Here is an 18,603-nt window from a genome sequence, read left to right on the forward strand (position 1 = left end):
GGCTACCCGAACCCGCGCCCCACCGTAGGAGGTACGCCCCCATGGCAGGCAGATCCCGTGCGCTCGCCCGCAACGCCGCCCTGGTCGCCCTCGGCCTGACCGCGTTCCACCCGGCCGCGTCGGCCCAGGCGCCGTCCGGCCCCGCCCCCAGTGCCGCCCAGACCCTCGGCGCCGACAAGCCGTCCGCCCAAGTCCTGCGCGCGCTCGAGCGAGATCTGCGTCTGACGCCGACTCAGGCGTCCGCCCGCCTGGTCAACGAGGCGGAGGCCGGTACCCGGGCCGGCACCCTGCACAACGCCCTGGGCACCCGCTTCGCCGGCGCCTGGGTCAAGGGCGCGGCCTCCACCCAGCTGAGCGTCGCCACCACCTCCCGCGCCGACTTCCCGGCCATCCGGGCCCAGGGCGCCAAGCCGGCCCTCGTCCGCTGGACCCTGAACGACCTGCGTACGGCCCAGAGCAAGCTGGACAAGGCGGCCGCCCACCGGATCGCCGCCAACACCCCCGTGTGGTACACGGACGCCCGTACCAACCGGGTGGTCGTGGAGGCCAGAAGCCGTTCGGCGGCGGCCGCGTTCGTCAAGGCCGCCGGCGTCTCTGCCGACCGCATCCGCGTTCGTGTCACGGCCGACCGTCCGCGCCTGCTGAAGGACCTCGTCGGTGGGGACGCCTACTACATCAACGGCACCGCACGCTGCTCCATCGGATTCTCCGTCACCAAGGGCACCACGCAGGGCTTCGCCACCGCCGGCCACTGCGGCAGGCCCGGGGCGAAGACCACCGGCTTCGACCAGACCAACCAGGGTACCTTCCAGGCCTCCACCTTCCCCGGCAAGGACATGGCCTGGGTGGGCGTCAACGCCAACTGGACCGCCACCCCCGACGTCAAGGCGGACAACGGACAGACGGTGCAGGTCGCCGGTTCGGCCGAGGCGCTGATCGGCGCGTCCGTGTGCCGCTCCGGTTCCACCAGCGGCTGGCACTGCGGCACCATCCAGCAGACGGACGCGACCGTCAACTACGCCGAGGGCACCGTCAACGGCCTGACCCAGACGGACGTGTGCGCCGAACCCGGTGACTCCGGCGGCCCCTACATCTCCGGCGCGCAGGCGCAGGGCACCACCTCGGGCGGTTCCGGAGACTGCACCAGGGGCGGCACCACCTTCTTCCAGCCCATCAACGCCACGCTCGGCGACTTCGGTCTCACCCTGAAGACCACCGGCCAGACCGCCGCCTCGCAGACCCCCGGGACGACCGACGCCTGGAGCGCCGGACGCGTCTACCGGGTGGGCACCACGGTGGCACAGGGACAGGCCCGCTACCGGTGCCTGCAGAGCCACCAGGCGCAGAGCGCCTGGGCCCCCGACGCCACGCCGGCGCTTTGGCAGCGTCTGTGACACCCCCTCTCCGCCCGGGCGCGACACCCCGTGGCGCCCGGGCGGAGCCGGTACAGGGCTAAACGCCCGTCAGCAGTCCGTACACGGTCGCCACGAACGGGTCGTCGGCCCGAAACCGCCGCGTGCACACCGCCACCAGCGCGCTGGAGGTGTCCGGTCGAAACCCCCAGGAACGCCTGGAAGTACAGCGGTCCACCAGCGGTCGGATGCCGGAAGCCAGCCCACCGTGTGCACATGCCTGGAAGGCGGAGAGGCCGAGCCGCCGGGTCGGGGTGGTCTCGAAGGCGGTCCAGCTGTGCGGACGATGGTCGAGTACCGCGGCCTCCGCCACCTCTGGCCGGCTGTAGCCCAGTTCGCGGAAGGGCAGGCACACCTCGAAGGCGATCGGCGGGATCGGCTCGGTTGCCCCAGCGCCCCGACGCGCCGCATGTCCAGATGCCCGCACAGCGCGGGGAGTTGCCGGGCCAGCGGACCACCGCCCAGGTCGAGCCGCCGTAGCAGGCGCAGATGAACGTTGAACAGACGCGCCCGGTCCCCGTAGTCACGGTCGGCTCTGGGCGTCGGTCTCCGTGCACGCGTACCAGGAGCCGTGCGACATCACCACCACTGGCAGCCGCCCCCCGCAGCCGGCCCGGATAGTGCACCACCGCGCGTACCTCTATGACCGTGCCGCTCTGCGGATCGGTGAAGGCGCTGTCGCCCAGGTCGTACGAGGTCGTCACCACCCGCGAGCCGGTGTTCGCGTCGACGGACGCCGGCGCCTCCACGGCGTTCCCGGCGGCGCCTCCGTGGCCGAGGACGTGAGCCCGGCCCCCAGCAGCACGGCGGCCCTCAGCGTCCCGCCGGCAGGCCGACGTAATCCGGCGGCCCGACTCGCTCGTCTCGTGATCTTCGTGACTCCTTGTCGTCCAGCCGCACAGGGAGGCGCCGTAGTGCTCGTCCGTGGCGGTTGGTTGCCGCCGCACTCCTGAAGACAAACCAGAAGCCTCACGGGTTGGATCGACTTCCTCGAGTCACACGGGAGTCACGGCAGCGGTGTGCCACCGGTCGCGTTGAGGATCTCCGCGGTGATGTAGCTCGCTTCCTGGGAGGCGAGATAGACGTACGCCGGGGCCAGTTCGGCGGGCTGAGCGGGACGGCCCATGGGCGTCTGTTTGCCGAACTCCGCCGTGTCCGGCATCGTGGCCGGGATCAACGGCGTCCAAACCGGCCCGGGCGCAACGGCGTTGACGCGGATGCCGCGCTCCGCGACCATCTGGGCCAGCCCCTGTGTGAAGGTGACGATCGCGCCCTTGGTCATCGCGTAGTCCAGCAGATGCGGACTGGGCTTGTACGCCTGTACGGACGTGGAGTTGATGACGCTGCCGCCTTCCGGGATGTGCGGCAGGGCGAACTTGGTCAGCCAGAACATGCCGTACAGGTTGGTCCGCATGACGCGGTCGAACTGCTCGGTGGTGATGGCCTCGATGCCGTCGGGCTGCGACATCTGGAAGGCCGCGTTGTTCACCAGGACGTCGATGTGCCCGAACTCCGCGACGGCTCGGTCGATCAGCGCCCGGCAGTTGTCCTCCTCGCGGATGTCGCACGCGACGGCGACCGCCTTGCGGCCCGCGTCCTCCACCAGCCGCGCCGTCTCCCGCGCGTCGTCCGCTTCCTCCTCCAGATGCGTGAACAGCACGTCAGCTCCCTCACGCGCGTAGGCGAGGGCCACGGCCCGTCCGATGCCGGAATCCCCGCCCGTGATCACCGTCTTGCGGCCCGACAGGCGGCCGGTGCCGCGGTAGGAGTCCTCACCGTGGTCGGGCGGCGGGTCCATCGGCCCGGTCCAGCCCGGATGCGGCTGGTCCTGGGAGGGGAACTCGGGCTGGGGATGCTGGGTGGTCGGGTCCTGCTGCACGTCGTGCTCGTGGCTCATGCCGGCCTCCTGTTCGTCCGGGCGGTACGCACGGCCACTGGGTTCCCGGATCCCCGGCCGCGAAAAGCCGTCCGGCCGCCTGCGACCGCCCAGGCCGGCTACCCGCCGCAGTCGCAGATCTCGGCGGTCTTGCCGGACCACACCGAGTTGGCCATGCGCGAGTCGGCAGCCGAACGCGGGCGGTGCCGTCCATCCCTCCCGCCCTGCCCGGAGCGGGAAGCGAGCCGCAGCCGCTGCCGCCGGGTCGTGATCACCGCGGTATGGAGGGTGGTACGGACGGCGTCGGGAAGCTCACCGTCCTCGGCCCACCGCAGGACGTGCTGGGCGATCTCCCTGAGCTTGATGTTGGTGTGCTGAGAGACGAACTGCAGCACCTCCCAGCCCTCCTGGGAACGCAGACGCGCCGCGGCCATCAGCACCCCGATCGCCTGGTCGACGGCGGCATGCGAGACCAGCGCCTGCCGCAGCTGGTCGACCTCCTCCTGGAGCGCGGCGATCTTGTCGGCCGCATCATCTGCTGGGGCCATGTGAGGCTGCCTTCCCGTTCCCTGCTCACAGAGCCGCACCGGCGGCGAACGTCAGCACTGAGTCACTCCTCTCCACCCTCTGTCGCACTGATCACGGGTGCCAGCCGTATAACGAAGACTCCCGGGGGCAGTAGCCAGAAAACGAAACCTGCCTGTTCCTGACGGCGCACAGACGGCGCAGGCGCCCACGAAACCGCCCTGACCTGCGGTGACGGGTCGTTTCACCAGTGAGGGGAGAAGGCCGACGTGCAAACGATCACCTTCGACAGCGACGACCTCGGCCGGACCGAGGAGTTCCTCAGCCGCGCCTACGCGAAGATGCACATCGGCAACGGCAGCCAGGACAGCAGCCGCGCCCGGATCAGCCGCAGCACCCTCGGCCCTGTCACGGTCGACGAGCTCGACCTCGACTTCGACATGAGCTACGCGGTCACCCCGCTGGGGCGGATCTGCCTCTGCCTGGTCCACGAGGGCACCATCCAGGACCACCGCTACCAGGGCGTCGAGGACGCCTTCGGCCCCGGTGACGTGGTGTCCTTCGCACCGCCCGAACTGCCGTACGCCGGACGCATCTGCAGCGCCCGCTACAACATCACGATGCTCGACCCGGACGTGTTGTCGCAGGTGGCCGCCGACGGCGGGTTCGGTGGCGCGCCGGTACGGCTGATCGGTCACCGGCCGTACTCCCCGGCCGCCGCACAGCGGCTCGCGCACACGATCACCTACCTGCGCGACCACGTCCTGGCGGACCCATGGGGCGTCGAGCATCCGCTGATCGTCTCCACGGCCGCACAACACCTGGCAGCGACCGTGCTGGCCACCTTCCCCAACACCGCCGTCACCGACCCGACCTCCTCCGACCGCCGGGACTCCCATCCGGCGGCCCTGCGCCGGGCGCTGTCCTACATGGGCGACCACGCGGACGAGCCCCTCACGGTCGCCGACATCGCCGCCGCCGCCCATGTCACCGTCCGCGCGCTCCAGTACGCCTTCCGTCGCCACCTGGACACCACCCCCCTGGCCCACCTGCGCCGGATCCGTCTCGCCCACGCCCACCAGGACCTCACCGACGCCGACCCCACCCGGGGAGCCACGGTCACCGACGTCGCGGCCCGCTGGGGCTTCCACCACGCCGGCCGCTTCGCGGCCCTGTACCGCGAGGCCTACGGCCGCTCGCCGCAGCGGACGTTGCGGGACGGGTGACGCCTGGAGGCTGGGGTCGGCCGGCCGGCGGGGTCAGGATCCGGGCCCCGGGTCGGGGTGCACGGCCGACTTGATCCCGGCGCGCGCCGCTTCCAGCTGGGCGGCGAAGGCGATTCCGAGAAACAGGGCGATCCCGGTGACGTTCGCCCACAGCAGCAGGGCTATGAACGCGGTCAACGGGCCGTACACGGCGCCGAACGCCGCGCTCTTGCCGATGTACAGGGACAGCAGCAGGGTGGCCGCGATCCACAGCACGAGATGGACGGCGCTGCCGAAGGCGAGCCACGTGTAGCCCGGCTGCCTGCGGCGCGGCGACCATCTGAAGATCACCGCCGACGCGATCCACGCGAGCGCCAGCCCCACCGGTATCTCCAGTACGTCCCACCACCGGCCGTTCGCACCCGGTGTGCCCAGGACCTCGGCGACGGCCTCTCCGACCGCCCTGCCTGCCACGAGCACCACGAACCCGAGTACCAACGGCAGCCCGGCAGCCACGGAAAGCAGCAGGGCACGGCCGTACTTGTGCGGGAAGGGGCGATCGCGTTCGATGCCGTAGATGCGATTGGCGCCCCGCTCGATCTGCCCCATCGCCGAGGCGAGGTTCAGCAGAGCGAAGGCCAGTCCCAGCCACAGCGCGAGGGTGCTCCAGACACCGCCGTGCGCGGTGCGCCGCGTTCCGGCGAACGCCTCGTGCAGCACCTTCGCGCCGGTGCCGGGCACGATGTCACCGAGGGCGCGTTCGACGACCCGGCCCACCGCGTCGGTGTGCACGAACGTGGCCAGACCTACGAGGGCCAGCGTGAAGGGGACCAGTCCGAGCACGATCTGGAAGGCCAGGGCCCGCGCGTTGGTGAAACCGTCGGCGTAGCGGAACCGGGCGAAGGAGTCCAGCAGCAGGCGAAGACTGCCGTAGTGCCGCAGCGCGCTCAGCGCCTCGTCGCCGGAGAGCTCCTCCCCGATCATGTCCTTCGTCTGGGGGACATGGACGGCGGTTCCCATCGCGCACAGACTCCCTCCACCCGCCCCGAGACTCCCTGCGGCAGGCCGAACGTCTCGGTGGGACCGCGTCAGCGTACGATGCGGTGCCTGCGTCCTCCGCGGCGAAAGCGCATGGCCCCGTACGCGAGGTCGGCGAGCAGCAGGACGGCGCCGATGATCAGCAGGTAGAAGAGGCCATGGGCGGCGAATCCGATGATGCCCAGAACGAGGGCCACGAGGATGAGGAGCAGGAACAGACTCATCGGCGCTCCCGGCGGTGTCGGGGGGTCAGCGGCGGGCGAGACGGCGTGCGCCGCCCGCCCCGGTCGAGTAGTCGAGCTCGTAGTGCGCGAAGATGTCCGGCTCGTCGGTGGCCGGCAGTTCGCCGTCGGTGTCGATGGTGGGGGCCTTCTTCACCACGTCCCGGGGATGGGTGATCTTGAGGTACCCCGGGCCGACGGTCGCGCCGGACAAGGGAACGAACACCAGGCGGCGACGGGTGGGCAGACCCACGGTGACCGTCGCGAAGAAGGGTAGGTCGGTCCCGGTGTCCACGTAGACCGCTTCCAGGGTGCCGATCTTGTGGCCACTGGGGTCGACCACGTCGTGTCCGCGCCATTCGCGGATGTCGCCTGCCTCGAACATCATCAGCCTCCGATGCTGGGGGTACCCCCGATCGTGGCATTGATGTCTGCGCGGGACCGCCCCGAACAAGGCCGTGCGAGGAATTGTTCACGCCCTCCGTGCGCTGTTGTATGCGCAAAGACGGGACGCCGACGGCATGGGCGATCAGCGCGAGTGACCGAGGCGACAGACAATGGGAGGAGCCGACATGGCGGCACAGACGCAGCGGGCCGTGCTGGCGGGCGGATGCTTCTGGGGAATGCAGGACCTGATCCGCCGGCTCCCGGGCGTGACCGCGACCCGGGTCGGATACACCGGGGGAGACGTGCCGAACGCGACGTACCGCAACCACGGCACCCACGCGGAGGCCATCGAGATCCTCTACGACCCCGAGGCGACCGACTACCGCGCCCTGCTGGAGTTCTTCTTCCAGATCCACGATCCGAGCACCAAGAACCGCCAGGGCAACGACATCGGCCTCAGCTACCGCTCCGCGATCTACTACGTCGACGACGAGCAGAAGCGCATCGCCGAGGACACCATCGCCGACGTGGACGCCTCCGGCCTGTGGCCGGGCAAGGTCGTCACCGAGGTCGAGCCGGTCGGCCCCTTCTGGGAGGCCGAGCCCGAGCACCAGGACTACCTGGAGCGCTACCCCGACGGCTACACCTGCCACTTCCCCCGCCCGGGGTGGCGCCTGCCCGCCCGGACCGAAGGCTGAGCCCCTCCGCCCCGGTCGTCGGGGAGGCCCCGTAAGACGGACTGGCCATCAGCGGTATACGCACCCGCTGTGGCCAGTCCGCGCAGGTTCACCGACCGTCGGCGAGATCAATGGCTGTGCGGCGTAGTAGTAGTACGACGCCCGAGGCGTACCGTCCGTACAGTTCCCATGCCGCGGAGTGGCCGCCCACAGGCTCCTCGATCCAGGAGCGGGCGTCGAAGAAGCGGGCCGCGAACTCGCGTGGGGCGCGGACGAGGTCCCGCGGGAAGATCGTGAAGGCGGTCCGTCCAGGAGCGCAGCTTCTCGGGATCCAGGCGGCCAGGCCGGACGGGGAGTCGCCCAGGGCGACGGCCGGGGTGTGGGGCTTGGTGGTCTGCGCGTGCGTATAGCCCGCCCGGGCGCCCGGCGCCTGCCGCCACGCGTGCCCGCGGGCGACGTGGGCCCGCTCGATGGCGGACAGATCCTGCGGAGGACCGTCCCGGTACTGGGCGGCGGCCCAGTGGGCTGGCAGGGAGTTGAGGTAGTCGGGATCCACGTGCCGCTGCCATCCGTTGCCCTCGGGCACGTCGACACGCCGGCCGGGCACACAGGCGTGCGCGGAGGTCGTCCAGCCCTTCAGCCACACCTGCGCTCCTGATGGGAACGCCGACAGCGATATGACCGGTCGCGTGGCTCAGACGGTGGTGTCGGTGAGCCCCACCGGATTGCCGGAGGGCAGCACCCCCGACTTCCGTACCGCCGCGGCCAACGGCGTGAGCAACTCGGCGAGACGCGCGGTGTTTTCCTGGCCGAGGGCCTGCCAGGGCTGTTCGGCGAGGGCATCGGTCTGCGCCTCGACGGCGTCATGGGCGGCTGTGCCTTCCGCGGTCAGCGCCCCGTCTTCCGTGAGCCAGCCGCGCTCCCGCAACTCCCCCTCGGCCGCGGCCCAGTCACTCAGATCCCACTTGCGGCTCTCGCGCAGCAGCGCGGCGTCGGAATCCCCCGTCGCCGCCTTGAGGGCCATGGCTGCGACGGGGGAGAGGTGATGGGCGACGAGCGTGGCGACATGTCCGTCACCGCGGTGTTCGCGCAAGGTGGTCAGGGCCTGCCAGAGGCGGGTGTGCGGCTGCCGGGGGCGGTCGAGGGCCTGGTTGGCGGCTGCCAGCGGCCGTCCGGCGGTGTCGGCGGCTGCGGCGGCGTTCCACGCCAGGTCCGCGGCCTCGGCCATGTCCGCCGAGGTGATGACGGCGGGGCCGAACAGGCCCGTCATGGCCGCCTCCATGGCGCGTTCGCGCGCCGCCAGGACGTCCGGTGGGGCGGCGTACTGCCAGGCGTCCGGGAGCGCCCGTGCCACGCGATCGGGGTGGAAGACGTAGAAGCACGCGGTGACGACGGAGGCGGGTACGGCGCCGAGCGGAGCCGCCCGCAGGGCGAAGTAGCCCATCCAGAACCCGCGCATCCCGAGGTCGTCGGCGGCCCGGCGGGCTTCGGGCGCGAAGTAGACGAGATCGTGAACCGGTTCAAGCCGTTCCCACATCGCCCGTGCCGTGCTCGTCCCCATGCCGCATCCTCCTGCCGGTCGATCCGAACACGCGTCCTTCAGTGCGCTGCCGACAGTAAGCATGGGCTATGACCACGGTCATAACAAGCTCCGCGGTCCCTTCGATACATCGGGCCTCTCCCGCTCTGTTGACACCCTCCAGTCGCAACCCTATGTTCCATCGCGAGATAGATCCGATGAATTTCAGAGCCGAGCCGTCTGGAGGCGCCGTGTCCCATCCCTCCGTGCCCGATCCGTCCAGACGCTCCGTCCTCGCCACCGGATCAGCCCTGAGCGGCGCGCTGCTGACGGCGGGTCTGGCCGCCCCGCGGGCGTCGGCCGACGAGAGCGGGTCAGCGGCGTCCGCACCGTATCCCTCGCACACCTCCGACCCCTGGCGCTCCGTTCTCGAGGACGCGGACATGGTGTGGCAGCGGATGCCGACGGCCTGGTACGAAGGCCCCTTCCTCGGCAACGGCTTCCTCGGCTCCGGCATCTACGCCGAGCCGGGCGCCACCGCGACGGCCGTGCGCTTCAACGTCCAGCACTCCGAAGTCCAGGACCACCGCCCCGAGTTCGGTTCCCTCTTCGGCCTGGCCCGGTTGCCGATCGGCCACTTCACCCTTGAGCCGGTGGGAGCGATCACCGGCATCGACTGGCGGCTGTCCCTGCGCGACGCCGAGTTGACCGGCACACTGACGACCGAGAAGGGCACCTTGGCGCTGCGCGCCCTGGTCCACAACGACCGTTCGGTCCTGGCGGTGGAAGTGACGCCCAGCGAGGGCGAGACCGGCTTTCGCTGGGTCTTCCATCCCGCCGACGCGATCAGCCCACGAGCCGCCTTCAAACCGCTCCCGGACGGCTACCGGGGCAACCCTCCCGCCCAGGTCGCCGACCACGACGGAGTCAGCGCCGCCGTCCAGCCGCTGCTGTCGGGCGGGCAGCACGTCACCGCGTGGCGCCAGCGCTCCAGCGGCCGGAGCCGGACGCTGTACGCGCACGTCGCGCACTCCTATCCGCAGACCACGGCCTTGAACAGGGCGCTCAGGACGATCCGCACCACCGCCCCACTTCCCTACGACGCCCTCGCGCTCACCCACCGCGCCTGGTGGCGCTCGTACTACCGCAAGAGCTTCCTGTCCGTGCCCGACGCCCGCATCCAGCGCTTCTACTGGCTCCAGCTGTACAAGGCCGCCTCCGCCGCCCGCCGCGACGCCCCCGTGATGGCCACCAGCGGCCCCTGGCTGGAGCCGACGCCGTGGCCCAACACCTGGTGGAACCTCAACGCCCAACTCGAGTACTGGCTCATCCACGGCTCCAACCATCTCGAACTCGACGCCATCACACGGGCGTTGAGCGAGTACCGGGGCAACCTCGCCGCCGAGGTGGCGCAGCCGTACCGCAGCGACTCGCTCGGCATCCCCCGCACCACCGATCCCCATCTGGTCAACGGGGCGGCCAGCCCGCTCATGGGTTACGGCGTCGGCATCCCGGGCCAGGACCCGCCCACCCCCGAAGTGGGCGATCTGACCTGGGCGTTGCACAACGTATGGCTCAGCTACCGCCACACCATGGACACCTCCGTCCTGCGAGACGTCCTCTTCCCCCTCCTCCGCAAGGCGATCAACTACTACCTGCACTTCCTCGAGCCCGGCCCGGACGGCAGACTCCACCTGCCCGCCACCTTCTCCCCGGAGTACGGCGGCGACTCCCGGGACTGCAACTACGACCTGATGCTGCTGACCTGGGGCTGTCGCACCCTCGTTGAATCGGCCGAACTCCTGGGCGTCGACGACCCCTTGGTGCCCCGCTGGCGGGAGGTGCTGGCCAAACGGGTGCCGTATCCCACGGATGCGAACGGCTTCATGATCGGTGCGGACATCCCGTTCGCCAAGTCGCACCGCCACTACTCGCATCTGCTCGCGGTCTACCCGCTCTACGAGGTGACCGGCCGGAGTCCGGACGAACGCGCTCTGATCGAGAAGTCACTGGCCCACTGGGTCGGCTTCGAAGGCGCCCTGCAGGGCTACACCTTCACGGGAGCGGCTTCGATGTCGGCGCTGCTGGGCAAGGGCGACGACGCCTTGCACTACCTCGACGAACTCATTACCCGCTTCATCCAGCCCAACACCATGTACCAGGAGTCGGGCCCGGTGATCGAGACACCCCTGTCGGCGGCCCAGTCGCTGCACGACATGATCTGCCAGTCCTGGGGCGGCACCATCCGGGTCTTCCCCGCGCTGCCCGCCGCCTGGGCGGACCTGGTCGTGCACGACTTCCGCACCCAGGGCGCTTTCCTGCTCGGCGCCCGCCGCCAGTCCGGCACCACCCGCTGGGTGCGGCTGCACAGCGAGGCCGGCGCCCCCTGCGTCGTACGGCACGGCATCGATGGGCCGGTCGAGGTGCGCGACGAACGGGGTAGCCCGCTCCGGTACGCGCAAGCCGGCGACGGAGCGATCAGGATCGCGCTGCACAGGGGCGAGACCGCGCTCATCACCGCGCGCGGTGACCACCCCGACCTGACCATCACTCCTGTACGACCGAATCAGGACGCACCGCGCTGGGGGCTGCCCGCCTAGGCGCGCGTCCCTCGGCCCTTTCGTCAGCGGCGGCAGCGGCGTCGACAGCAGGGCTGTGGAGACCTCGGACAGGACCTCCGAGCGCGCGCCTGCTGTCCAGGGCGTTCTGAGCCGGCTCGACGACACGGACCGCCGACACCTCGAGGTGACGATCGCCGACGTCGCTGAGCGGAGGAGCCGAGCGCCGGCGTCCGGCCGCCTGTCGGGCAGGCGCTGGTGGGCGTCGGACAGCCACACCGTCACGGTCTCGCGCAGCAGGTGCCCGTGGGCGACCTGGGGCAGCAGCCGTCGTGCGGCATCGTTGAGCCGCACGACACGGGAAGCAGACATAGATCGAGGCACGCCTCGTGAAACGATGCAAGCCACACGACAACCGCCGGTTCCTCATGCTCGCCGCGGCAACCCCACCCGACGCCCCAGCCCGAACTCCTCGGCCTGATCGTCACTGACCACCGCGAAGGTTCCCGAGGGCACGTCGGGCAAGGCGGCGACACGAGACGCCACGTTCAGAAGGGCCTCTTCGTCGGCTCCGGTGACGAAGAAGACGTACACGTCCCCGTATTCCTCCCCGTCATCGAAGACCTCCACCTCGCTCTGCTCTTCGAGGTCCTCCAAGAAGCCCTCTATCTCTTCGATCCAGGGGAACGGGTCGGAGCCGTCGGGCAGATCGGGCGGGGACAGCAGGGGCACGTGGATCTCAACGACCGGGGTGGGCATGGCCACATCCTGGCAGACGGTCACAACAGCCGACGCTCGAGGCGACTTCACCGCACCTTCACATCCCGTCGGCGGGTCTTCCGCCGTGTGCCGGGCACCCGGGGTCCACGGAAGCCGACGGAGGGTGGCGTTGTGATTGTCGTGGCGGTGTTGGTGGTTCCTCTGCTGGGTGGGCTGTTGCTGGTCATGGACCGTGTCGAGGACTGGGTGACCGCGGCGCCCGGCCCCCCGCGGCACGCGCATGCGCGGCGTCATCTGAAGCTGATCCCCGGCGGGTTGCAGAAGTCTCGTGACGTGCCCGCGCCGGAGTCGGCACGGCGTGAGCCGGACGCGGCCTGAGGCCCCGACAGCCGCGTTCACTCGACACGGTGAGCCCGCGGTAATCCGGGCGCGGCGGGGTAATGGGACGTCGATCAGCCCCCGTTGAGAAGGAGCCGACGATGACTGATGACGCCTACCTGTTCCTGATCGGCGACGTCTCCGCGCCGCTCGGGGTGACCCCCGCGGCCGTCGGTGACCTCGCCTGCATGGAGACGCCCGCCGTACGCGCGTGGCTGGACGCACAGAAGAGCACCCCGACCTCTCCGCATCTGCGGCTGCTGCCGCCGGAGGAGACCGGGGCCATTCCGGAGGGGGCCGAGCGGCTGCCCGTCCCGCTCAGCGACGAGGAACTGAACCGCGTCCGCCACCACTTGACACCCGAGCCGCTCGCCCAGGTCGAGCAGGAGCTGCTCGCCTACCGCGACTGCTCCGACGGCCGCGACAACCTCATCGGACGCGCTCTCGCCGCCGGTGTCCCGCCGCACCGCATCGTCGAACTGACCGGAGTGGATCCCGCGACGGTCACGGAGGCGGCGCGCGGCTGACGACACGCCCGCCTTGGCCGCCCTCAGTCTCAGCCGAACCGGGCCGTACCCGGATCAGTGGTGGACCGGCGTCGCCGTGGACGGCTGCTCCCTCTCGGCCTGGGCGGTGCCTCCGGGGTGGCGCAGCGCGCAGAAGTAGCCGATGCCCAGGGCGATGGCCATGCCGTAGAAGACCCACTGGTTGGCCTCGGCGAAGTCCATGCGGATCGTCGACATCGCATCCCGCATCATCGTCGCCGCCGTACCGGAACCGGTGGGCTGTCGCGCGTCAGCGTTGCCCGCGATCACTTCCGCGGCGTCCTGCGCCACGGAATGCGCGGCGGTCGAGGACAGGCCACGGGCGGTGAGGCTGTGCACGACGTTGTCGGTCATGGCGTGGTTCAGCACGGTTCCGAAGACGGCCAGACCGATGCTGGCGGCGTAGTTGCGGACGGTCTGGGTGATGCCGGTGACCTCCCCGTAGGTGGCGTCGATGGAGCGGTTGACGGCGTCCGTCGAGGCGGGGGCGAGGATGAAGCCGATTCCGGCGCCCGCGAGTGCCGCGTAGGGCCACTGGTCGTGCATGGACAGGTCGGTGAGTTTGCCCGCCCACAGGGCGAAGCCGACGGCGCCGACCACGCAACCGATCTTCATGGCCGGTCGTGCGCCCTGCTTGTCGAGGATGCGGCCGCCCCACTGGGAGGCGATCGCGAACCCGGCGAAGAAGTAGAGCAGGAACAGGGCGGCCTGGTTGGGGGAGGCGCTGAGGGAGACCTGGGCGTAGACGGAGGCGAAGAAGAACAGCGGGACGAACGCCAGCATCGCGAAGAACAGCACCAGTGAGTCGACCGTGAAGGCGCGGTCGCGGAAGACCGCCAGGTTGATCAGAGGATGACGGGTCCTCAGCTCGTAGCGGCAGAACACGGCCAGTACGGCCAGACCGCCGATGATGCACCCCCAGGTCGCGGCGCTGTCCCAGCCCCACGCCGACGCCTGCTGGAAGCCGAGCACGCTCAGTCCCATACCGGCTGCGACCAGTACGGCGCCGACGACATCCAGTGTCTCGTCGCGACGGCGGTCCGAGATATGGGCGAGGGCGGTCAGGATCAGGGCGACGACGGCGACGGGCACGTTGACCCAGAAGATCGCGCGCCAGGTCCAGGACGTCAGCCAGCCGCCGAGCAGCGGGCCCAGCGCGGTGAGGGCGCCGGTCAGCCCGAAGAACAGGGCGAGGGCCCGGCCGCGGCGCTGGACGGGGAAGACCGCCACGACCACCGCCAGCGCCGCGGGAAAGAGCAGCGCGGCGCCCAGCCCCTGCGTGGCCCGGAAGACGATCAGCCAGGTCAGCGCGTAGTCGCCCTGGGGGACACAGCCGCACAGCACCGAGGAGACGACGAAGACCAGGGTGCCGATGACCACGACACGGCGTGGGCCGAACAGGTCGGCGAGGCGTCCGCCGAGGGCGAAGAAGGCGGCCAGGGCCAGCAGATAGGCGTTGACCACCCATCGCATACCCGACGCGCTCAGGTGCAGCTCGTAGACGATGTCGGGTGCCGCGATGGACACGATCGTCTGGTCGATGAAGGTCATCGCCACCGCGAACATCATGGCGGCGAGAGCCAGTGACTGGGAGGGCGCGGGAGCGGCGTGAGCAGCTCTGCTCCCGGCGCGTTCGGTGTTTCTACCGATCACCCGACCAGGATGCGCCCACAGTCCCGATGCCGCATCCGATACGTTCTCGACCTGCGGATTTTCACTGTTCCAGGACGACGATCGCCTGTACCGCGCGGCTCAGCACCACCACGCCCGTGACGATCAGCAGGGCGCCCAGCGCGGCCGGCGCCAGCCACCAGCCCGTGCGGATCTCCTCGTCGAACAGCACGACGCCGAGCGCGAGACTCACCGTCGCGTCGCCGATGGTCAGCGCGGGCTGGGACGCGGCCAGCGGGCCGACCTGCAGGGCGTTCTCCAGCAGGAGCACCGCCATGACTCCGGCCAGGGCGAAGCCGTAGGTCTGCCAGGAGGTGAGGAAGGCCGTGAGGCCGTGGTCGGCGAAGGTGCCCGTCGCCGATTTGAGCAGGGCGGCCGTGACGGCGTTGGCGATCGCGGCGGCGGCCCCCAGAAGGGCGGCCCGCGCCGCCGCCGGGCGGCCTTGGCCGGACAGCAGGACGGTGGCGGCCACCGCCCCCAGGCAGGGGCCGAGGCCGACGATCCATCGCGCCGGCGAGGCCTGGTCGGTGGCCCCGTGCGGGGCGGCCGAGGCGAGGACCAGCGCCAGGCCCGCCACCACGGCGCTCACTCCCCACCAGCCCCAGGCGGGCAGCCGTCGGTGCATCAGCGGCGCGGCGATCATGAGGGCGAAGGGCAGCTCCAGGATGAACAGCGGCTGGACCAGGGCCAGGGGGCCGTTGACCAGGGCCAGGCTCTGGAAGAGCGCGGCGCCGATCACGCCGGCCATGCCGATCACCCAGGCGGGCCGACGCACCAGTTCCCCCAGCAGGCGCAGCCCCCGTTTGTCGGCGGTGGAGGCCGCCTTGCGCTGGAAGGCGGTGCCCATGGCATTGCTCGCGGCGCCCGCGACGGCGAAGACAGCGGCGAACTCGATCATGCGGCGCCTCGGCTGGGAGGTACAGGGCCCTGTCCGGTTTCCCCTTCTGGCCTCAAGCAGCCCTCAGCCTACGAGGCGGCCGGTGCTCGGGCATGCGGGATCTTGCCGAAGTCTGCATGGCTTCCCCCAGCGGGGCACCCTGGTGGGTATGGGCAAGAGCGCACTGATCGTCATCGACATGATCAACACCTATGATCACGCCGACGCCGACCTGCTGCTGCCCTCGGTCACGGAGGTCGTCCCACGGGTGGCCGCGCTGTTGGAGCGAGCCCGCGACAACGACGTACCCGTCATCTACGTCAACGACAACTTCGGCGAATGGCGCTCGCACCACGGCGAACTCCTCGACAAGGCCCTGTCCGGTCCGCGCGCGGCACTCGTGGAACCGCTCGTGCCCGACGACCGCTCCCTCTTCGTCGTCAAGGCACGCCACTCGGTCTTCTTCGAGACCCCGTTGAACTATCTGCTCTCCCAACAGGGCATCGACCACCTGGTGTTGTGCGGGCAGGTCACCGAGCAGTGCATTCTCTACTCGGCGCTGGACGCCCACATCCGCCACTTCGACGTGACCGTTCCCCGGGACGCGGTGGCCCACATCCACGCCGACCTCGCCCAGGCCGCACTGCGCATGATGGAACGCAACATGGGCGCCCAGGTGCGTGACGGCGACGATCTGTGGCGCGGCTGAGCACAGCCCGCCCGCTGCGCGTTCCGGAACCGTGGTCGTGTCAGGACCCTCTGTAGTGGTGAACTGCCCTTCCCCGGACCGAGGTTGACGCGAGTTCCCCCTGAGGTGGATCATCCACTTCGCAGAAGCCGACGGACAGCGGCGCAGAGTTCGTGCAGAGGTGCGCGTACTCGTAGTCGGTCGACCACCTGACGCGCCGTCATATGTGCTGTCCGCCCGGCCATTTCGATCTCTCTCAGGTCCGGGGGACCTTCATGACCACAAGCAGTACCAGGCGCGGACACGCGTCCAAGCGACGCCGTGTGAGCCTGTTGGCCGCGGTCGCGCTCGCCGTCGGGGGCGGCATAGCGGTGCCGATGACGGCACTGGCCACCGGTGCGGCCGCGCCCGCGGCGACCGGTCTGCAGCAGGACTTCAAGGACGCCGCAGACGCCTATCACGTCCCGCGCCAGGTGCTGCTCGCGGTGGCGTACCAGGAGTCCGCCTGGGAAACCCACCCCGGGCAGCACAGCACGGACGGCGGCTACGGGCCGATGCACCTGACCGACGTCACCCCCGCCATGATGGCCGGCGGCGACGCGGGCGCGGCCGGCCGCGGCGACCTGACCAAGCTGGCCGCCGACCCGGCCCTGCACACCGTGCAGGCCGCCGCGAAGCTGACCGGCCTGTCGGCGCGGAAGCTGCGCACCGACCCGTCCGCCAACATCCGCGGCGGCGCGGCCCTGCTCGCCTCCTACCAGAAGGCCGCGACCGGCTCCACCTCCGCGGAGCCCGGCAACTGGTACGCGGCCGTGGCCCGTTACAGCCAGTCCACCCGGCGCCAGGGCGCCGAGGCCTTCGCCGACCGCGTCTTCGCCACCATGAAGAAGGGCGCCCACCGCACCACGACCGACGGCACACGCGTCTCCCTGACGGCCGACACCGATGTGCGCCCGGCCACCGGCCAGTTGACGTCGCTGCACCTGAAGGCCGCGGCGGACGCCACCACCGAGTGCCCCACCACCGTCGCCTGCACCTTCGTTCCGGCGTCGCCGTCCAACGGCCAGGTCTCCAACCGCCCCGCCAACGGCATCCGGATCGACACCATCGTCATCCACGACACCGAGAGCTCCTACGACGCCGCCATCACCACCTTCGAGCAGGCGGGCGGCGCCGCGGCGCACTACGTGATGCGCTCCTCCGACGGCGCGGTCACGCAGATGGTCCCCACCAAGGACCTCGCCTTCCACGCGGGCAACTACTCCACCAACATGCACTCGATCGGCATCGAGCACGAGGGCTACGCCGCCCACGGCGCGACCTGGTACACCGAGGCGCAGTACGAGGCCACGGCCGACCTGGTGAAGTACCTCGCCGACCGCTTCGGCATACCGCTGGACCGCGAGCACATCATCGGCCACGACAACGTCGCCGGCCCCAAGTCCTCCCTCGTCTCCGGCATGCACTGGGACCCGGGCCCGGGCTGGGACTGGAACCACTTCATGAACCTGCTCGGGGTGCACACCGGGCGCCACGGCGTCGGTCCCGTCGGCTCGGTCGTCACCATCGCCCCGCGCTTCGACGCCAACCTGCAGACCGTCCAGATCTGCCCCTCCGACGACCCGACGGGCGCCACCACGGCCTGCACCGAGACGCAGCAGAAGGCGAACTTCGTCTACCTGCGCACCGAGCCCAGCGACACCGCCCCGCTCTTCGGCGACCAGGCCATCCACCCCGGCGCGGCCGGCACCGACCGCATCAACGACTGGGGCGGCACGGCCGTGGCCGGTCAGCAGTTCGTCGTCGCCGACCAGGACGGCGACTGGACCGCCATCTGGTACAGCGGCGCGAAGGTGTGGTTCTACAACCCGGACGGCTGCAACACCGCGCCGGCCCAGGGCGTGAAGGTGATCACGGCGGCCGGCAGCTCCCCGGTGGCGGTGTACGGTTCCAGCTACCCCGACGCCTCCGAGTACCCCTCGGGTCTGTCGCCCTCCACGCAGGCTCCGCTGAGCATGTACACCGTGCCCACCGGCCAGGCCTACGTGGCGACCACGGCACCGTCCCTCACGGACGACTACTTCCCCTCCAGCGGGCGGGTCGTCACCGGCGCCAAGGCGATGTACACCATTCAGTACAACCACCGCGTCGCCCTCGTGTACGCGGCGGCCGTCACGGCCACGGACGCCTGACATCCGGCTGAGAGCACACCGACGGACGACCCCGGTACCCAGGAGGATCCCGCCTCCTGGGCACCGGTCGTTCCCGGGCCCCCGGGAGGACCTGCCCCCGTGCGACCGAAAAGG

At 70.6% G+C, this 18,603-nt stretch carries 19 protein-coding genes and 1 pseudogene; 9 read left to right on the forward strand and 11 right to left on the reverse strand.

What is annotated here, in order from left to right; genetic code table 11:
• Nucleotides 1-41: 41 nt before the first annotated feature.
• Entirely contained in the window at nucleotides 42-1,394 is a 1,353-nt protein-coding gene (locus tag ABZ453_RS09630; protein ID WP_359013320.1) for an alpha-lytic protease prodomain-containing protein, read from the forward strand.
• A gap of 58 nt (nucleotides 1,395-1,452) precedes the next feature.
• On the opposite strand, the pseudogene ABZ453_RS09635 reads toward ABZ453_RS09630, so the two are convergent.
• A pseudogene (locus ABZ453_RS09635) lies at nucleotides 1,453-1,634 on the reverse strand (penicillin-binding protein); the annotation flags it as partial.
• Nucleotides 1,635-2,054: 420 nt separating this feature from the next.
• Here ABZ453_RS09635 and ABZ453_RS09640 point away from each other — a divergent pair.
• Nucleotides 2,055-2,198: a hypothetical protein gene (locus ABZ453_RS09640; RefSeq protein WP_359013322.1), complete on the forward strand. Its 144-nt coding sequence runs from the start codon at nucleotides 2,055-2,057 to the stop codon at nucleotides 2,196-2,198.
• 220 nt (nucleotides 2,199-2,418) lie between these two features.
• Here the strand turns inward: ABZ453_RS09640 and ABZ453_RS09645 are convergent, their stop codons facing one another.
• Nucleotides 2,419-3,309: an SDR family oxidoreductase gene (locus ABZ453_RS09645; RefSeq protein WP_359013324.1), complete on the reverse strand. Its 891-nt coding sequence runs from the start codon at nucleotides 3,307-3,309 to the stop codon at nucleotides 2,419-2,421.
• Nucleotides 3,310-3,407: 98 nt separating this feature from the next.
• Complete coding sequence (locus ABZ453_RS09650; protein WP_359013326.1) at nucleotides 3,408-3,836, reverse strand: ANTAR domain-containing protein; 429 nt, start codon at nucleotides 3,834-3,836, stop codon at nucleotides 3,408-3,410.
• A gap of 246 nt (nucleotides 3,837-4,082) precedes the next feature.
• Here ABZ453_RS09650 and ABZ453_RS09655 point away from each other — a divergent pair, with 246 nt between their 5' ends.
• Complete coding sequence (locus tag ABZ453_RS09655) at nucleotides 4,083-5,039, forward strand: helix-turn-helix transcriptional regulator (protein WP_359013328.1); 957 nt, start codon at nucleotides 4,083-4,085, stop codon at nucleotides 5,037-5,039.
• A gap of 33 nt (nucleotides 5,040-5,072) precedes the next feature.
• Here ABZ453_RS09655 and ABZ453_RS09660 read toward each other — a convergent pair whose 3' ends face one another.
• From ABZ453_RS09660 to ABZ453_RS09670, 3 genes are all read right to left on the reverse strand, one after another.
• The gene (locus ABZ453_RS09660; protein ID WP_359013330.1) at nucleotides 5,073-6,038 is read right to left on the reverse strand and encodes a YihY/virulence factor BrkB family protein; all 966 of its coding nucleotides are present in this window, start codon (nucleotides 6,036-6,038) and stop codon (nucleotides 5,073-5,075) included.
• A 68-nt stretch (nucleotides 6,039-6,106) separates the two neighbouring features.
• Nucleotides 6,107-6,280, reverse strand: a complete 174-nt coding sequence (locus tag ABZ453_RS09665; RefSeq protein ID WP_359013332.1) for a hypothetical protein — start codon at nucleotides 6,278-6,280, stop codon at nucleotides 6,107-6,109.
• Between the two features lie 25 nt (nucleotides 6,281-6,305).
• Nucleotides 6,306-6,662 carry a PRC-barrel domain-containing protein gene (locus tag ABZ453_RS09670; RefSeq protein WP_359013402.1) on the reverse strand — a complete coding sequence of 119 codons (357 nt, stop codon included), beginning with the start codon at nucleotides 6,660-6,662 and terminating at the stop codon, nucleotides 6,306-6,308.
• A 187-nt stretch (nucleotides 6,663-6,849) separates the two neighbouring features.
• Here ABZ453_RS09670 and msrA point away from each other — a divergent pair, with 187 nt between their 5' ends.
• A complete protein-coding gene (gene msrA / locus ABZ453_RS09675; protein WP_359013334.1) occupies nucleotides 6,850-7,362 on the forward strand; it encodes a peptide-methionine (S)-S-oxide reductase MsrA in 513 nt (170 codons plus the stop codon).
• 88 nt (nucleotides 7,363-7,450) lie between these two features.
• On the opposite strand, the gene ABZ453_RS09680 is transcribed toward msrA, so the two are convergent.
• Nucleotides 7,451-7,987 carry a hypothetical protein gene (locus tag ABZ453_RS09680; protein ID WP_359013335.1) on the reverse strand — a complete coding sequence of 179 codons (537 nt, stop codon included), beginning with the start codon at nucleotides 7,985-7,987 and terminating at the stop codon, nucleotides 7,451-7,453.
• A 48-nt stretch (nucleotides 7,988-8,035) separates the two neighbouring features.
• A complete protein-coding gene (locus ABZ453_RS09685) occupies nucleotides 8,036-8,902 on the reverse strand; it encodes a hypothetical protein (protein ID WP_359013337.1) in 867 nt (288 codons plus the stop codon).
• Between the two features lie 209 nt (nucleotides 8,903-9,111).
• On the opposite strand from ABZ453_RS09685, the gene ABZ453_RS09690 reads away from it, so the two are divergent.
• Nucleotides 9,112-11,460 (forward strand): glycoside hydrolase family 95-like protein, encoded by a 2,349-nt coding sequence (locus ABZ453_RS09690; RefSeq protein ID WP_359013339.1) that lies wholly within the window; start codon nucleotides 9,112-9,114, stop codon nucleotides 11,458-11,460.
• 384 nt (nucleotides 11,461-11,844) lie between these two features.
• On the opposite strand, the gene ABZ453_RS09695 is transcribed toward ABZ453_RS09690, so the two are convergent.
• Nucleotides 11,845-12,177 (reverse strand): hypothetical protein, encoded by a 333-nt coding sequence (locus ABZ453_RS09695; RefSeq protein WP_359013341.1) that lies wholly within the window; start codon nucleotides 12,175-12,177, stop codon nucleotides 11,845-11,847.
• Between the two features lie 132 nt (nucleotides 12,178-12,309).
• Between ABZ453_RS09695 and ABZ453_RS09700 the strand changes: the two genes are divergently transcribed.
• Nucleotides 12,310-12,516, forward strand: coding sequence for a hypothetical protein (locus ABZ453_RS09700; RefSeq protein ID WP_356765428.1), 207 nt, complete (start codon nucleotides 12,310-12,312; stop codon nucleotides 12,514-12,516).
• Between the two features lie 101 nt (nucleotides 12,517-12,617).
• The gene (locus ABZ453_RS09705; RefSeq protein WP_359013344.1) at nucleotides 12,618-13,043 is read left to right on the forward strand and encodes a DUF6003 family protein; all 426 of its coding nucleotides are present in this window, start codon (nucleotides 12,618-12,620) and stop codon (nucleotides 13,041-13,043) included.
• 54 nt (nucleotides 13,044-13,097) lie between these two features.
• Here the strand turns inward: ABZ453_RS09705 and ABZ453_RS09710 are convergent, their stop codons facing one another.
• Entirely contained in the window at nucleotides 13,098-14,630 is a 1,533-nt protein-coding gene (locus ABZ453_RS09710) for an MFS transporter (protein WP_359013404.1), read from the reverse strand.
• 145 nt (nucleotides 14,631-14,775) lie between these two features.
• Nucleotides 14,776-15,630: a DMT family transporter gene (locus ABZ453_RS09715; protein ID WP_359013345.1), complete on the reverse strand. Its 855-nt coding sequence runs from the start codon at nucleotides 15,628-15,630 to the stop codon at nucleotides 14,776-14,778.
• Between the two features lie 148 nt (nucleotides 15,631-15,778).
• Here ABZ453_RS09715 and ABZ453_RS09720 point away from each other — a divergent pair, with 148 nt between their 5' ends.
• Together ABZ453_RS09720 and ABZ453_RS09725 are read left to right on the forward strand one after the other, a co-directional pair.
• Nucleotides 15,779-16,318 (forward strand): isochorismatase family cysteine hydrolase, encoded by a 540-nt coding sequence (locus ABZ453_RS09720; RefSeq protein ID WP_359013347.1) that lies wholly within the window; start codon nucleotides 15,779-15,781, stop codon nucleotides 16,316-16,318.
• 254 nt (nucleotides 16,319-16,572) lie between these two features.
• The gene (locus tag ABZ453_RS09725; protein WP_359013349.1) at nucleotides 16,573-18,489 is read left to right on the forward strand and encodes an N-acetylmuramoyl-L-alanine amidase; all 1,917 of its coding nucleotides are present in this window, start codon (nucleotides 16,573-16,575) and stop codon (nucleotides 18,487-18,489) included.
• Nucleotides 18,490-18,603: the final 114 nt, after the last annotated feature.

It is taken from the genome of Streptomyces sp. NPDC005799 (assembly GCF_040630525.1).
Taxonomy (GTDB): domain Bacteria; phylum Actinomycetota; class Actinomycetes; order Streptomycetales; family Streptomycetaceae; genus Streptomyces; species Streptomyces griseorubiginosus_B.

Bases quoted from the DNA above. Each gene is read 5' to 3' on its own strand.
- ABZ453_RS09630 (WP_359013320.1), top strand. From the start codon at position 42: ATGGCAGGCAGATCCCGTGCGCTCGCCCGCAACGCCGCCCTGGTCGCC.
- ABZ453_RS09640 (WP_359013322.1), top strand. From the start codon at position 2,055: ATGACCGTGCCGCTCTGCGGATCGGTGAAGGCGCTGTCGCCCAGGTCG.
- ABZ453_RS09645 (WP_359013324.1), bottom strand. From the start codon at position 3,309: ATGAGCCACGAGCACGACGTGCAGCAGGACCCGACCACCCAGCATCCC.
- ABZ453_RS09650 (WP_359013326.1), bottom strand. From the start codon at position 3,836: ATGGCCCCAGCAGATGATGCGGCCGACAAGATCGCCGCGCTCCAGGAG.
- ABZ453_RS09660 (WP_359013330.1), bottom strand. From the start codon at position 6,038: ATGGGAACCGCCGTCCATGTCCCCCAGACGAAGGACATGATCGGGGAG.
- ABZ453_RS09665 (WP_359013332.1), bottom strand. From the start codon at position 6,280: ATGAGTCTGTTCCTGCTCCTCATCCTCGTGGCCCTCGTTCTGGGCATC.
- ABZ453_RS09670 (WP_359013402.1), bottom strand. From the start codon at position 6,662: ATGTTCGAGGCAGGCGACATCCGCGAATGGCGCGGACACGACGTGGTC.
- msrA (WP_359013334.1), top strand. From the start codon at position 6,850: ATGGCGGCACAGACGCAGCGGGCCGTGCTGGCGGGCGGATGCTTCTGG.
- ABZ453_RS09685 (WP_359013337.1), bottom strand. From the start codon at position 8,902: ATGGGGACGAGCACGGCACGGGCGATGTGGGAACGGCTTGAACCGGTT.
- ABZ453_RS09695 (WP_359013341.1), bottom strand. From the start codon at position 12,177: ATGCCCACCCCGGTCGTTGAGATCCACGTGCCCCTGCTGTCCCCGCCC.
- ABZ453_RS09705 (WP_359013344.1), top strand. From the start codon at position 12,618: ATGACTGATGACGCCTACCTGTTCCTGATCGGCGACGTCTCCGCGCCG.
- ABZ453_RS09710 (WP_359013404.1), bottom strand. From the start codon at position 14,630: ATGATGTTCGCGGTGGCGATGACCTTCATCGACCAGACGATCGTGTCC.
- ABZ453_RS09715 (WP_359013345.1), bottom strand. From the start codon at position 15,630: ATGATCGAGTTCGCCGCTGTCTTCGCCGTCGCGGGCGCCGCGAGCAAT.
- ABZ453_RS09720 (WP_359013347.1), top strand. From the start codon at position 15,779: ATGGGCAAGAGCGCACTGATCGTCATCGACATGATCAACACCTATGAT.
- ABZ453_RS09725 (WP_359013349.1), top strand. From the start codon at position 16,573: ATGACCACAAGCAGTACCAGGCGCGGACACGCGTCCAAGCGACGCCGT.